14 protein-coding genes are annotated in these 13,315 nt (G+C 33.7%); 3 read left to right on the top strand and 11 right to left on the bottom strand.

The genetic code is table 11. The annotated features are described in order from the left end of the window. Positions 1 to 240: 240 nt before the first annotated feature. The 7 genes from hemF to hemA all read right to left on the bottom strand — a co-directional run bounded on the left by hemF (position 241) and on the right by hemA (position 6,474). A complete protein-coding gene (gene hemF / locus DK441_RS12990) occupies positions 241 to 1,143 on the bottom strand; it encodes an oxygen-dependent coproporphyrinogen oxidase (RefSeq protein WP_109851109.1) in 903 nt (300 codons plus the stop codon). A gap of 58 nt (positions 1,144 to 1,201) precedes the next feature. After that, positions 1,202 to 1,990: an EI24 domain-containing protein gene (locus DK441_RS12985; RefSeq protein ID WP_109851108.1), complete on the bottom strand. Its 789-nt coding sequence runs from the start codon at positions 1,988 to 1,990 to the stop codon at positions 1,202 to 1,204. Between the two features lie 78 nt (positions 1,991 to 2,068). Continuing rightward, complete coding sequence (locus tag DK441_RS12980; RefSeq protein ID WP_109851107.1) at positions 2,069 to 2,572, bottom strand: hypothetical protein; 504 nt, start codon at positions 2,570 to 2,572, stop codon at positions 2,069 to 2,071. A gap of 2 nt (positions 2,573 to 2,574) precedes the next feature. Then, positions 2,575 to 3,606: a uroporphyrinogen decarboxylase gene (hemE, locus tag DK441_RS12975; RefSeq protein WP_109851106.1), complete on the bottom strand. Its 1,032-nt coding sequence runs from the start codon at positions 3,604 to 3,606 to the stop codon at positions 2,575 to 2,577. A gap of 42 nt (positions 3,607 to 3,648) precedes the next feature. Continuing rightward, on the bottom strand, positions 3,649 to 4,308 hold the full coding sequence (locus DK441_RS12970; RefSeq protein WP_109851105.1) for a uroporphyrinogen-III synthase: 660 nt from the start codon (positions 4,306 to 4,308) through the stop codon (positions 3,649 to 3,651). Position 4,309: 1 nt separating this feature from the next. Beyond that, entirely contained in the window at positions 4,310 to 5,221 is a 912-nt protein-coding gene (gene hemC / locus DK441_RS12965) for a hydroxymethylbilane synthase (protein WP_109851104.1), read from the bottom strand. Between the two features lie 2 nt (positions 5,222 to 5,223). Further along, entirely contained in the window at positions 5,224 to 6,474 is a 1,251-nt protein-coding gene (hemA, locus tag DK441_RS12960; RefSeq protein ID WP_109851103.1) for a glutamyl-tRNA reductase, read from the bottom strand. Between the two features lie 203 nt (positions 6,475 to 6,677). Here hemA and DK441_RS12955 point away from each other — a divergent pair, with 203 nt between their 5' ends. After that, the gene (locus tag DK441_RS12955) at positions 6,678 to 7,568 is read left to right on the top strand and encodes an AraC family transcriptional regulator (protein ID WP_109851102.1); all 891 of its coding nucleotides are present in this window, start codon (positions 6,678 to 6,680) and stop codon (positions 7,566 to 7,568) included. A 7-nt stretch (positions 7,569 to 7,575) separates the two neighbouring features. On the opposite strand, the gene DK441_RS12950 is transcribed toward DK441_RS12955, so the two are convergent. After that, complete coding sequence (locus tag DK441_RS12950; protein WP_025665239.1) at positions 7,576 to 7,755, bottom strand: hypothetical protein; 180 nt, start codon at positions 7,753 to 7,755, stop codon at positions 7,576 to 7,578. A gap of 201 nt (positions 7,756 to 7,956) precedes the next feature. Here DK441_RS12950 and hemH point away from each other — a divergent pair, with 201 nt between their 5' ends. Further along, positions 7,957 to 8,994 carry a ferrochelatase gene (hemH, locus tag DK441_RS12945; RefSeq protein ID WP_109851101.1) on the top strand — a complete coding sequence of 346 codons (1,038 nt, stop codon included), beginning with the start codon at positions 7,957 to 7,959 and terminating at the stop codon, positions 8,992 to 8,994. Then, complete coding sequence (locus tag DK441_RS12940; RefSeq protein WP_109851100.1) at positions 8,994 to 10,382, top strand: MATE family efflux transporter; 1,389 nt, start codon at positions 8,994 to 8,996, stop codon at positions 10,380 to 10,382. The genes hemH and DK441_RS12940 overlap by 1 nt, the downstream gene beginning before the upstream one ends. A 6-nt stretch (positions 10,383 to 10,388) precedes the next feature. Here the strand turns inward: DK441_RS12940 and DK441_RS12935 are convergent, their stop codons facing one another. The 3 genes from DK441_RS12935 to DK441_RS12925 all read right to left on the bottom strand — a co-directional run bounded on the left by DK441_RS12935 (position 10,389) and on the right by DK441_RS12925 (position 13,263). After that, complete coding sequence (locus DK441_RS12935) at positions 10,389 to 10,811, bottom strand: nuclear transport factor 2 family protein (RefSeq protein ID WP_109851099.1); 423 nt, start codon at positions 10,809 to 10,811, stop codon at positions 10,389 to 10,391. A gap of 188 nt (positions 10,812 to 10,999) precedes the next feature. Then, positions 11,000 to 12,160, bottom strand: coding sequence for a PQQ-dependent sugar dehydrogenase (locus DK441_RS12930; protein WP_200822850.1), 1,161 nt, complete (start codon positions 12,158 to 12,160; stop codon positions 11,000 to 11,002). 89 nt (positions 12,161 to 12,249) lie between these two features. Next, positions 12,250 to 13,263, bottom strand: a complete 1,014-nt coding sequence (locus DK441_RS12925; protein WP_109851097.1) for an AraC family transcriptional regulator — start codon at positions 13,261 to 13,263, stop codon at positions 12,250 to 12,252. Between the last annotated feature and the right edge of the window lie 52 nt (positions 13,264 to 13,315).

The raw sequence follows: 13,315 nt of genomic DNA, 5'->3' as shown, positions 1-13,315 counted from the left end.
AAAAAAAAACCACATAATTGTCATTCAGCCGAATTTTTAAGCACTTTAACTGATTTTTTCTTTCTATTTTAAGTTTTAAGTAAGTATTATATGGCATTACACCATGTGATAAAACGGCCAATTATCATACTCTATGGTCTAAATTGGAAATAAAATTTTCTACATTAATATTAACATCTTCTTTCTCTTATTGATCAAGAAAAAATGCTTTTACTACAATAAACTCAAGTTATAAAGGTATTATACCCAATCTACAGGGTTTGTTAGTACTTCTACTAATCGCGCTTCTTCGCTACCCGTTTCTGGGTGGTAATCATATCGCCATTGTACATGAGGAGGAAGACTCATTAAAATACTTTCTATTCTTCCATTAGTTTTTAGCCCAAATAGAGTTCCTTTATCATGTACCAGATTAAATTCTACATAACGTCCACGTCGAATTTCCTGCCAATCTCTTTGCGTTTCTGTATATGGCAGCTCTTTTCTTTTTTCTACAATTGGAGTATACGCTTCTAAAAAACTATTTCCTACTTCGGTTACAAAATCATACCAGTTTTGCATCGACATCTCATCATTGGCCTTACAATAATCAAAAAATAAACCTCCTACTCCACGGCCTTCTCCGCGATGTGCATTATAGAAATACTCATCACATTTCTTTTTATATACAGTATAAAAATCTGGATCATGTTTATCACAAGAATTTTTACATACCTGGTGAAAATGCCTTGCATCCTCATCAAACAAATAGTATGGTGTTAAATCCTGTCCTCCTCCAAACCAGCTATCTACAATTGTTCCGTTTTTATCATACATTTCAAAATAACGCCAATTGGCATGTACTGTCGGTACCATTGGATTTTTGGGATGTAGTACTAATGATAAACCACAGGCAAAAAAGTCAACCTCACCTACTTTAAAATAGCTTTGCATGGCTTTGGGAAGTGCCCCATGAACTCCAGAAATATTCACCCCTCCTTTTTCGAATACATTTCCATTTTCGATCACACGGGTTCTTCCTCCGCCTCCTTCAGAACGCTCCCATAGATCTTCCTGAAATTTAGCTTTACCATCTATTTCTTCTAATTTTGAGGTTATAGTATCTTGTAAGTCTTGTATGTATTGATAAAACTTATCTTTCATTATAATTATATAATTTTTTTATCAGATCTTAAAAAGCCAATTGAATTTAGCTATGATATTATGCTTCAATTTTGGAAATCTCCTCAGAAACGTTCTTTAGTTCGATTAATCCTTTTTCTTTCAAAATTTTTACAGTTTCGGTAGAAGCTGCAACCACAGATATAGGTAAGGTGATAATAAATCCTATAATTGGGATAAATAACATGAGTACAAACACAATTCCGTTACCAATGGCAGTTCCTCTATTTTTTCTTACAAACCGGACACTTTCTTTATAATTAAAATGACGTTCCATAGTATAGTCCATATTACCAAAACCTACATAATATGCTTGTATCAGAAAAATTAATATTGTTGCTACAATACCAATAACCGGAATAAAACTTAAAATAATTAACGGAATCATAAATAATAACTCTCTAAATAGATTTCGTACGTTAATACGGATACCTCTGGATAATTGTTGGCTAAAAGATGTATTACGGTGAGAATGATTTGTTTCTCCCAGAAGATGCGTTTCTACTTTTTCTGAAACCGGACTCATAAATGGAGCGGATAAGGCCATTACAATGTGCTTATATAGTATTAATCCTATCACCAGGATTAATACCCCACCAATATATGTGCTAATGGTTGCAAATGTTTCTGATCCCCATTCCCAAACCCAAATCCGAGAAATTAAAGCTCCCAGATTATCTGAAAAGAAATATACTAATGCTACAAAAGATAATCCTGTGATTACGCTTATCAAAATAGGAATCGCAAAAAATTTCCATAATCCTAGTTTTGAAATAAGTTTAAACGTTCCGAAATAAGCTTTGATCCCGTTAATGATATTTTTAAGCATTGGTCACTATTTTTTTGATTGATTTACTCCTTCTATAAGTAGTCTTTTTATCATTTTTGTTTCAATTTTGGAAATATTTCATGATCTAGTATCGATCTCCAAAAGATAAACCAATTTATCTTTATGATCCAGTATTTCTTTACTATCTGTTACTTTCTTAGCTTTTTGAGTGTTTTCCTTTAAAAAAGTGATTATTTCTTCTTCAAAATAAGTAGTTAGGTCCAAAAAATATTTTCTACCAATTTCGTTGTTATGCAAATCCATTGCAGTTTCTATTGGCTTATTTGGAGCTAGTTTTTCATGTAAATCAGTTATTTTTTGTGCCCAGCTTACAGATTTTTCTTTGTTTTTGGTTACTCTAAAAGTAGTATGACAAATCAATATATTCCATAACGCATGTCGAAAAGCATTAGCTTTTCCGTTTTTATGATGTGCTTTTCCATAATGCAAATCACAAATAATCATGGTTCTCCTTGTAGCTTTTAATGTTGGATAGACCAGTAAAGGATTCTGAAACATTATCCCTGTTACCTTAAGGATTTGCCTAAAACTTAATCGTTTTAACAGACTCCTTATACTCATTCTTATGCTTGATATTCTTTTACTGCATCTACAAAGGCTTGAGCATTCTCTACAGGAATATTAGGTAAAATCCCATGTCCTAAATTAGCGATATAATGATCTTTACCAAAAGCATCTATCATTTGTTTAACCATTTTTTTGATTTCTGCTGGTGGAGATAATAATCTCGAAGGATCAAAATTACCTTGTAGTGTTATATTTCCTCCGGTAAGATAACGAGCATTACGCGCAGAACATGTCCAGTCTACTCCAAGAGCAGCAGCTCCCGATTGTGCCATTTCTTGTAATGCAAACCAGCATCCTTTTCCGAAAACGATTACTTCGGTTTCTGCTTTTAATGCATCTACAATTTGCTGGATATATTTCCATGAGAATTCCTGGTAATCTACTGGTGATAACATCCCTCCCCAGCTATCAAATACCTGAACTGCATTAACTCCTGTTGCTACTTTTGCTTTAAGATATGCAATAGTAGTATCGGTAATCTTTTGCAATAATTGATGTGCTGCTTCTGGTTGTGCAAAACACAATTCTTTGGCTTTATCAAAGTTTTTAGACCCTTGTCCCTGTACGGCATAACATAGAATTGTCCATGGTGAACCGGCAAAACCAATTAAAGGAACACGACTATCCAAACGTTCTTTGGTTAGTTTTATCGCATCCATTACATATCCTAATTCTTCGTAGACATCGGGAACAATTACCTGTTCTACATCTGCCAAAGATCGAATTGGATTAGGAAGCCAGGGACCAATTCCGTCTTTCATTTCGACCTCGATATTCATAGCCTGTGGGATCACCAAAATATCACTAAACAAGATTGCCGCATCTGGACCAATGATATCTATAGGTTGTACGGTTATCTCTGCTGCCAATTCTGGTGTTCTACAACGTGTAAAAAAATCATATTTTGCTTTTAGTGCACGAAATTCTGGTAAATATCGCCCTGCCTGACGCATCATCCATACTGGTGGGCGTTCTACAGTTTCTCCTTTTAGTGCTCTAAGAAATAAGTCGTTTTTAAGTTGTGTCATAGCTATCGTGAATTTTCGACTTTGCAAAAATTGCTTTATTATTTATTTTTTAGTAAAATGTTTTACGGCTTGAACAATGACGTTTTCTACCGTAGGTTTATTTGCAACAATAATATTATCTGTATGCTTTTTAGCTTCAGAAGCGGTTGTGTTTCCTATACAAAACGAAATACTTTCTCCTATTTTATTTTCTGAAGTATAGCTTTGAATTCCGGAAGGACTAAAAAACAATATTCCATCAAACGAACGGATGAATTTATTCGGTTTTAAATGTGTTTTATATACAATCTGCTCTTTTATCTCAACATTATTTTGTTTCAAAAGATCTGGTAATTCATCTCTTCTCAAGTTTCCGCAGAAAAACAAAAAAGAGTCGTTTTTGTATTTTTTTATAATGATTTTAGCTAAATCTGATGCATTTTGAGCCGTTTCTACCACATTTAAGCCATTTTCTTCTAAAAGCTTTTTAGTGTTATCTCCTACACAAAAACAGTTTGAAATGACCATTCTAGAGTTTTTAATTGCTTTTACGGCGTTCTTGCTTGTAAAAATTGCATTCTGGACTGTATGCTTAATTGTAATTTCTAAAATCTCTATAGTTATGGCTTCATACTCGACAAATCCAAGACCAGTATTTAGCAATAACTCTTTCTGCGTTGCAGAAAGCTTTTTGGTTGAGAGTATTGTTGGTGAAGTATCCAATCTATCCGATTTCTGCTTTTATCTCTTTCATCAATTCATGTCCTCCGTTATTCAATATTTCCTGAGCACATATCTTTCCCAGGTTTTCTACATTACCTATTTTTATTTCTTTATTCACTTCGATCTTATCATTTCCGTCAAGACTAAACAAAGCCCCTGTAAAGTAGATAACATCCCCTTTAATTTCTGCTAGTGCTCCTATTGGTGCTGTACAGCCTCCTTCTAATTTTCGTAAAAACTCGCGTTCAATACGTACACATATTTCAGATGGGTTATCATTTAAATTTGATAATGCCTTTCTGCAATACTCATCTTCTTCTTTTGCTACAACTAACATTGCTCCTTGTGCTGGTGCAGGAATCATCCAATCCAGATCAATATAATTATCTGGTTTTAGATCAATACGTTCTAATCCAGCAGCGGCAAATATGGCACCATTCCAATCATTATCGGTTAGTTTTTGCATACGTGTATTTACATTTCCACGCAGATCAACTACTGTATGTGTTGGGTATTTATGTAACCATTGTGCTTTTCTTCGAAGACTTCCGGTAGCAATTGTTCCTTCATTTTCTAAAAAATCCAACCCTTTATGAACCAGAATATCATTTACATTAGCGCGTTTTAAAACGGCTGCTTCTATAATTCCTTTTGGTAGAATCGTCGGAACATCCTTCATCGAATGCACTGCAATATCAATATCGCCTTGTAACATGGCTATATCCAATGTTTTAGTAAAAATCCCGGTAATCCCAAGTTCATATAATGGTTTATCCAATATAATATCCCCAGTTGATTTAACAGGGATCAAGTGAGTTTTATACCCAAGTTCTTCTAAACTTTTTTGTACGGTATTTGCTTGCCAAAGTGCTAATTCACTATCTCTGGTACCTATGCGAATCGTTTTTGCCAAAGCTATTTGTTTTGTAATTGAAATACTTTTTGAATCAATTCTATGCTTTCATCTGCCGAAGTGTTATCATCTTTAAGATGATTGGCAAAATGATTCGTGATTTTCTGAATGATTCGGCTACTAATAATATCTGCCTGTTCTTCATCAAAATCTGCATACTTTTTTCGTTGTAGATTAATTTCTGCATCTTTTAATGTAGATAATTTATTTTTAAGTGCCTTAATAGTGGGAGCAAATTTTCTGGTTTCTAACCAACTATCAAATTCTGTTTTTACTTCTTCTATAATACCCTCGGCTTGTGGGATATATTGTCTTCTTTTTTGTAATGTGTCATCTGTCATTTTTGACAAATGATCCAAGTGTACCAAAGTTACATTAGGTAACTCAACCACATCATCTGATACATTTTTTGGAATAGACAGATCTAAAATCAATAATGGCTTTTGCGAATGAATTAGTTGTTTAGAAATGGTAGGATTCTGCGCTCCCGTAGCCACAATAAGAACATCTGTATTTGTTATTTCTGACTGAATATTAGCGTAATCCTTTACGACAAGATTAAATTTTCCTGCTATTTTTTCTGCTTTATCCTTTGTTCGGTTAATTAATGTGATATGGTCATTCTTGGTATGTTTTACCAAATTTTCACAGGTATTTCTACCTATTTTACCAGTCCCGAAAAGCACTATTTTCTTGTCTGAAATGTTTTCTACATTCTTAAGAATATATTGAACTGAGGCAAAAGAAACTGAGGTTGCTCCTGATGAAATCTCAGTCTCATTCTTGATGCGTTTGCTTGCCTGAATTACGGCATTGACAAGTCTTTCAAGAAAAGGATTAGTAACTTCTACTTTTTTAGAAGCTTTAAAACTTTTTTTTAGCTGACTTATGATTTCAAAATCACCTAATATCTGACTATCCAGACCTGTACCTACTTTAAATAAATGTGATACTGCCTTACTATTTTTATGCACATATGCTACTTTTTCGAACTCTTCTACGGTTCCATGAGTATGTTCGCAAAGTAATTTGATTAATTGAAATGGATGTTGAGCAAAACCATGTAATTCGGTTCGATTACAGGTAGAGGTAACAAGCAAGGCTTCAATGCCTTCTTTTTTTGCTTGTTGTAGTATTCCTTCTTTGGCTTCTTCGTTTACACTAAAATGACCTCTGATCTCTGCATCAGCTTTTTTATAACTAAGTCCAATAGTGTAAAAATTTGTTCCTTTCGCTCTTAAGTGAGACTCCATGCAGTCAATTCTATAATATTCCATAACAAAAGTATTTTAGATATATCAGAAAAAATAACGCCAGAAGAATTTTAAGTGTCGAAAAACGTTGTTTAAGATATTTTTTGTAAAAAAATGGGTAAAAACCCTTATTTTTGTATAGGTACCGGAGATTCTTACGTCGACAGTTTAGACTCATTCTAAATAAATAAAATTTTACAACTATGGAAATTGAACTAAAAAATAACGCTCCAGGGATTCTAGAAGAAACCCAAATAGAAGATGGTTTTCATATTCTAAAATTTCAAAATGAAACCAATGAAAATCAACGAGTTGTAAGAGACATCGATAGTAGTTTTATCCAATTTCATTTCTGTATTAAGGGGGGAATTAAATTTAACTTTAATAACGGAAGCTACGCTATAAACCTTTCTGAAGAAAATTCGCTTCTTCTCTATAATCCACAACGCGATCTTCCTATGAATCTCGAAATGGAAAAGGATTCCTGGTTGATCACTATCCTTATTTCAATAAAAAAGTTTCACTCTTTATTTTCTAAAGAAGCAGATTATATTCCTTTTCTTGGGGAAGGAAACCGTGATAAAAAATACTATACTGATGCTAAAATTTCTCCTTCAATGGCTGTGGTATTAAATCAAATTATGAACTATAACTTACATAGATCGATTAAGCTGTTATACTTTAAAGGAAAAGCATATGAATTATTAAGTCTCTATTTTAACAGACCAGGGGATGCAGATGTAGAGCAATGTCCATTTTTGGTAGATGAAGAAAATGTACTAAAAATTCGGAAAGCCAAAGAAATTATTATTGCTCGTATGGCAGAACCTCCTACACTTCAGGAATTATCTAATGAGATTGGATTGCCCCTTAAAAAACTTAAAGATGGATTTAAACAAATTTATGGTGAACCGGTATATACATTCTTGTTTGATTACAAAATGGAGGTAGCCCGACAACTATTAGCCTCGGGAAGTCATAATGTAAATGAAGTAGGCTTAAAAGTTGGATATAGCACTGCTAGCCATTTTATAGCTGCATTTAAAAAGAAATTTGGCACTACTCCAAAAAAATATGTGATGAGCTTAAACTAAAACTCATTTAGTCGAATGATTCCCCTCTGGGAATACCTACTCCTTTTTGTAAGGATACTATCGAATCATACATTCCTTGATCCTCATCAGAAGCATCTGCCAAAACAGATACAAAATCAAACTGTTCTAACAACTCCAGAATAAAGGGTAGTTTATCTTTTTCGACATCTACAATTATACGTTTCATCTTTGCTTTTTTTAATCACCTAAAAATACTAAAATAAAACTATCCAACTTTCGGTTTGCCAGAATTTAACGTATTTTAAGTTCTGTTTGGTTTTTAATAGGATTATGCACTAATTCTACAATACCACTATCAAAAAGTCTTATCACTTTTAGTATCATTACTCTTTATAGTTTGTATTTTTGTGTGTGCAAAAAGAAAATTATGAGTAAAGGAGTTCTCCTTGTTAATCTTGGATCACCAGATAGTACTGATCCAAAGGATGTAAAAAAATATCTTGGTGAATTTTTGATGGACCCCAGAGTAATCGATGTTCCGTTATGGGCGCGAACTTTACTGGTAAAAGGGATTATCTTAAATACCCGACCGAAAAAATCGGCAGCAGCTTATAAAAAAATCTGGTGGGACGAAGGTTCTCCCCTAATTGTACTATCAGAAAGATTACAGAAAAAAGTAGCAGATCGTACTTCAATCCCTGTTGGTTTGGCAATGCGCTATGGTTCGATGAATATCAAAAAGGGATTGCAGGAATTACACGACAAAGGTGTAAATGAAGTCATGATTGTTCCTCTTTATCCTCAATTCGCTATGGCAACTACAGAAACCATTTTGGTTCTTGCCGAAAAATTGCGAAAAGAACATTTCCCGAATATGAAACTTGTTGATCTTCCTGCTTTTTACAATAAACCTGAATACATCAAAGTTCTTTCAGATAGTATTGCAGAAAAACTAGAAGGTATTGAATATGAACATCTTTTATTTTCATATCACGGAGTACCTGAAAGACATATTCGTAAAAGTGATATTAGTAATGGAAACTGTAAAATGGACGGTAAGTGTTGCTTTAAAAAAGGATCAGAGCAACATAAGTACTGTTATCGTCATCAATGTGAAATGACAACCGTACAAGTAGCAAAAAAATTAGGCCTTAAAAATAGTACTTACTCTACTTCTTTTCAATCCCGCCTAGGTTTTGATCCATGGTTACAACCCTATACCGATCGTACTATAGAACGAATGGGGAAAGATGGAATCAAAAAAATGGCTATTGTAACTCCGGCATTTGTATCAGATTGTTTAGAAACTTTAGAAGAAATAGCCATGGAAGGAGAAGAAATTTTTCACGAAGTCGGGGGTAAAGAATTCACAACCATTCCTTGTCTTAATGATCGTGATGATTGGGCAGACCTACTTGCAAATTGGGTAAATGAATGGGTTACTGTTAAAACCCAAACGGTATAATGGCAAAAATAACGGCTGAAGCTCTGGGGATAGAGCCTATTGGGAAATTGCTAATAAAACAAGCAGTCCCAGCATCTATTGGGATATTGGTGATGTCACTTAATATTCTAATAGATTCGATCTTTGTTGGTAACTGGATTGGGTCTATTGCCATTGCAGCTATTAATGTAGTACTTCCCGTATCCTTTTTTATTGCTGCATTAGGGATGTCTATAGGTGTAGGAGGTTCTAGCATAATTTCTAGAGCATTGGGTGCTAATGATAAGGAAAAAGCACTCAAGACTTTTGGAAATCAGATTACTCTTTCCCTGCTTTTTATGGTTTCTTTGGTCGTTTTAGGTTTGGTTTTTGTCGATGATATTATTCCAAAATTTGGTGGAAAAGGAGATATTTTTGAACCAGCCAAAATCTACTATACGATTATTTTATATGGTGTACCCATCCTTGGTTTTGCTATGATGGGTAATACGGTGATCAGAGCAGAAGGAAAGCCTAAATTTGCTATGACGGCTATGATCATCCCTACAGTTGGTAATCTGTTTATGGACTATCTTTTTATTAACGTAATGGATATGGGAATGCACGGTGCTGCATGGGCGACAACAGGCTCGTATCTTGCTTGTTTTTTATATATATTTTGGTTTTTCAGTTCTAAAAACTCTGAATTAAAGATTAATTTTCGTCATCTTGGCTTACACAAAGAGATCGTTTCAGAAATTGCTTCACTTGGTGGAGTAACCCTAGCCAGGCAAGCTGTAGTAAGCATTACCTATTTATTAATGAACAATATTTTATTCGACCTCGGGCAAGAAGGCTTGGTAGCTGTATATGCTATTATTGGTCGAATGCTAATGTTTGCTTTGTTTCCTGTATTTGGAGTTACACAAGGGTTTTTACCCATTGCTGGATATAATTATGGTGCGCAACATTATCCTCGTGTTAGAGAATCTATTAATACCGCAATCAAATATGCTGCGATTTTGGCATCATTAGTTTTTATTGGGTTAATGATTTTCCCGGCAGAAATAACGACTTTATTTCTGAGTAACAACCCTAATCTAGCTCCCAAAGAATTAGCTCTAAATCAATATGTGTTATCTCATACTGCAGAACCTATGCGATGGGTGTTTGCTGCAACACCTATTATTGCACTTCAGCTTATAGGAGCTGCCTATTTTCAAGCCGTAGGAAAAGCCATTCCCGCTTTATTACTTACATTATCAAGACAAGGTTTCTTTTTTATTCCACTTATTTTAATTCTTCCTAAGTTTTATGGTGAATTAGGGGTTTGGATTTCTTTCCCGATTGCAGATATATTAGCAACCATTGTTACTGGGTATTTTCTGAACCGGGAAGTGAGAATTAAACTTATTACAAAAAATAACTAGTTGTTTTTACTTTTTGGTTGTAGCAGCTTTGCTAATAATTTTCCACTCTCCATCAATCTTTTTCAGAAGAAAAATATCGATATATCGTACATCTTTACCTTCTATCAAGATTTCAGCTTTTGCCATAGCAATATCATTTTCTCTGTCTACAGATAATATTTTACCTGTTCTACCATTAAATTTTCCTTGCTCCCTTTTTTCAAACCATGAAGCATATTCTTTAATAGGTACAATCCATAGTTTTTTTTCTTTATGAGTAAGAAACAAATTCGCTTCATCATAAAAAGCTTCTTTAATCACTTCTGGTTGGCTGTATGAGGTTCCCTTCAGATATTTATTAATCGAAGAGCGTATATTATCATCTTCTGATTGTGCTATGGTGATGTTACAGCTAACTAAAAATAGGGTTATCCAAAAATAGGTTTTCATGTGTTTTGTTTTATTAAAGAAGTGGTTTAAACTTTTCTCAATTGGCTATAAAATGCTTCTTTTTGCCCTTTTTTGATTTTTTATTATTCCGTAGCGCTGCTATGTAATGCAAAAAAAGCTTCAAAATGATCAAAAACTAGCGATTTCTCGCTTCAATAAAAAAAAGTTTAAATCACTTCATATTAAGGTTATTGATTATTTTTTATTCTTAAGATTTTCCCATTAGGTTCATCGGTTAGTAAATAGAGTTTTCCCTCTGGGCTTTGCGTTATTTTTCTGGATCGTATTCTATCGTCAGTAAATAATTCCTCGGTACTTTTTATAGTTTTATTTTCAATTCTAAATCTCCACAGACTTCCTCTACTCAATCCAGGAACCAGTAAATCATTTTTCCATTCGGGAAATTCATCACCCGTATAAAATATGAGTCCGGTAGGCGCAACAGTATGCTGCCAATACCAAATGGGATCCGTAAATACAGCTCCTTCAATTTTAGGAGGATAATACTCTTTACTTCGATAACCTCCTGTAGTTATAATTGGCCAGCCATAATTAGCTCCAGGCTTTAGCATATTAACCTCATCCCCTTGTCGGGTGCCATGCTCGCTAAACCATATCTCACCTGTTTCTGGATGTGTTGTTATCCCCTGTGCAGCTCTAATTCCGATTGCATAAACTCCAGGAACCGCGGTTGTACCAAAATCAGGGTTATCATCAGGTATGCTTCCATCAGGGTTTATTCGATAGATTTTCCCTCGTTTATCGGTTATATCTTGAGCAATAGGCATTTCGGGTTCATCAATTTCTTTAAACAATCGTTCCCCCATCGTAATGTATAATTTACCATCAAGCCCAAAAGTCATCCCTCCTCCATAATGAAAATATTCTCTTGTAAAAGGCCCGGCTTCGAGCAATGTTTTTGTAGTAACTAAGGAATCATTTTTTAGTACTGCACGCACTACTTTTGTAGCACTTCCTTCTCCTTTTCTTTTTGCAGCATACGAAAGATATACGTATTTATTGTTGCTGAAATCAGGATCCAACAATACTTCAAAAATACCAGAATTATCACCTCCTGTAATAACTCTAATACTATCAGTAAGGTCACGTGGAAACCCTTTAATCATTCTTTTTTCTTTTGAAATAAGGTTTACTCTTACTAAATCTCCATCTTTCTCAGACACCAGAACTTCTTCTTCTGATAAAAAAGCAATGCTCCAGGGATGCTTAAGACTATCTATAATGATTTCTTTTGTTGGATGTGTTTTTGTTTGTAAAACTTCTGAAGGTTTTTCAATTTTAGTACAAGCTGTCACAATCAAAAACAGTAAGAACATTGATTTATTCATTGATGTCATTTTAAATTTTTCTGAACGCAAAATCCAAAAGACTAGATCAAAATCCTTTAAAAAACACGATCTTTAAAACGAAAAATCAATTAAGCAGCACTATATTGAGTTCTATACTGTGAAGGTGTAAGCTTAGTTTCAGCCTTAAAAGCAAGATTAAAAGATGTAACATTACCAAAACCGCAATCATAAGCTATAGTTGCAATTTTTTCTAATGCATACTCAGAATCTACCAGCAATTTTTTGGCTTTTATTATTCGGAAATGATTTACAAACTCAGAGAAATTCTTCTGTTCATTTTCATTAATCACCTGAGATAGTTCTCTAGAGGGAACTGATAATTTTTCTGCTATAGTCTTTAACGAAATAGCACTATCTAAATAAATTTTCTCATTTTCAAATAGTTCCTTTACACGATGAAGTAATTCTTTAGAGGTTTCTCGATCAATTTTGGAGTTACTATATTTTTCTAAAGCAAAAACATGTCTTTTTAAAAGCAGATAAGAAAACATATATATTAAAAATGAAAAAGAAATAGCGCCTAAAATATAAAATGGGATCAACCTTAGAAAAATACCTACATACAGTGCCCAAATCAAACTCACTCCAACCACAATATTTCTATACCATTTTAAAAGTTGAGGATTTGTATCGTTTGTAATTTTTAAAATAGTTTTCCAGCAAATGAATAAATAGATACCAAAATGAAGGAGGGTCAAAGAATATGCAACAAATGAGAGCACATCTCCATTATTAGGAATAAAAGGACTACACAAAACAAATAATCCAAAAGGTATTAAATGAATATAGTGTTGGTTCGAAAATGTTTGTTGTTTCTCAAAAAGAGCTTTTGCGTAAAACCAAAGAAAAGGACCTACAGCCAATATAGTCGAAATCGCTAAATTTCTTAATCTGGGATCAACTTCTATATAATTATGAAAAACAGATTTCCCTATCCGTATCGTTAATCCCAATAATACCAAAGCCAAAAATATATTTGCTTTTATATTTCCTTTTTTAAGCGTAAAAAGATAAAAGCATAAGAAAAGAGCCTGAATAACGCCCAAACAACTTAAGACAAGAATAAAACCTTCTATAACCATACTTCAAAATTAGAAAATCATAAGAGCAATTCATAATCTATAAAAACGGATC

It is taken from the genome of Aquimarina sp. AU58, from assembly GCF_900312745.1.
GTDB classification, from domain to species: Bacteria; Bacteroidota; Bacteroidia; order Flavobacteriales; family Flavobacteriaceae; genus Aquimarina; species Aquimarina spinulae.
The sequence above is the reverse complement of the archived record's forward strand: the minus strand, read 5'-3'. Positions and strand labels throughout refer to the sequence as shown.

Excerpts from the sequence above, each read along its gene's own strand:
- hemF (WP_109851109.1), bottom strand. The coding sequence starts at position 1,143 with ATGAAAGATAAGTTTTATCAATACATACAAGACTTACAAGATACTATA.
- DK441_RS12985 (WP_109851108.1), bottom strand. The coding sequence starts at position 1,990 with ATGCTTAAAAATATCATTAACGGGATCAAAGCTTATTTCGGAACGTTT.
- DK441_RS12980 (WP_109851107.1), bottom strand. The coding sequence starts at position 2,572 with ATGAGTATAAGGAGTCTGTTAAAACGATTAAGTTTTAGGCAAATCCTT.
- hemE (WP_109851106.1), bottom strand. The coding sequence starts at position 3,606 with ATGACACAACTTAAAAACGACTTATTTCTTAGAGCACTAAAAGGAGAA.
- hemA (WP_109851103.1), bottom strand. The coding sequence starts at position 6,474 with ATGGAGTCTCACTTAAGAGCGAAAGGAACAAATTTTTACACTATTGGA.
- DK441_RS12955 (WP_109851102.1), top strand. The coding sequence starts at position 6,678 with ATGGAAATTGAACTAAAAAATAACGCTCCAGGGATTCTAGAAGAAACC.
- DK441_RS12950 (WP_025665239.1), bottom strand. The coding sequence starts at position 7,755 with ATGAAACGTATAATTGTAGATGTCGAAAAAGATAAACTACCCTTTATT.
- hemH (WP_109851101.1), top strand. The coding sequence starts at position 7,957 with ATGAGTAAAGGAGTTCTCCTTGTTAATCTTGGATCACCAGATAGTACT.
- DK441_RS12940 (WP_109851100.1), top strand. The coding sequence starts at position 8,994 with ATGGCAAAAATAACGGCTGAAGCTCTGGGGATAGAGCCTATTGGGAAA.
- DK441_RS12935 (WP_109851099.1), bottom strand. The coding sequence starts at position 10,811 with ATGAAAACCTATTTTTGGATAACCCTATTTTTAGTTAGCTGTAACATC.
- DK441_RS12930 (WP_200822850.1), bottom strand. The coding sequence starts at position 12,160 with ATGAATAAATCAATGTTCTTACTGTTTTTGATTGTGACAGCTTGTACT.
- DK441_RS12925 (WP_109851097.1), bottom strand. The coding sequence starts at position 13,263 with ATGGTTATAGAAGGTTTTATTCTTGTCTTAAGTTGTTTGGGCGTTATT.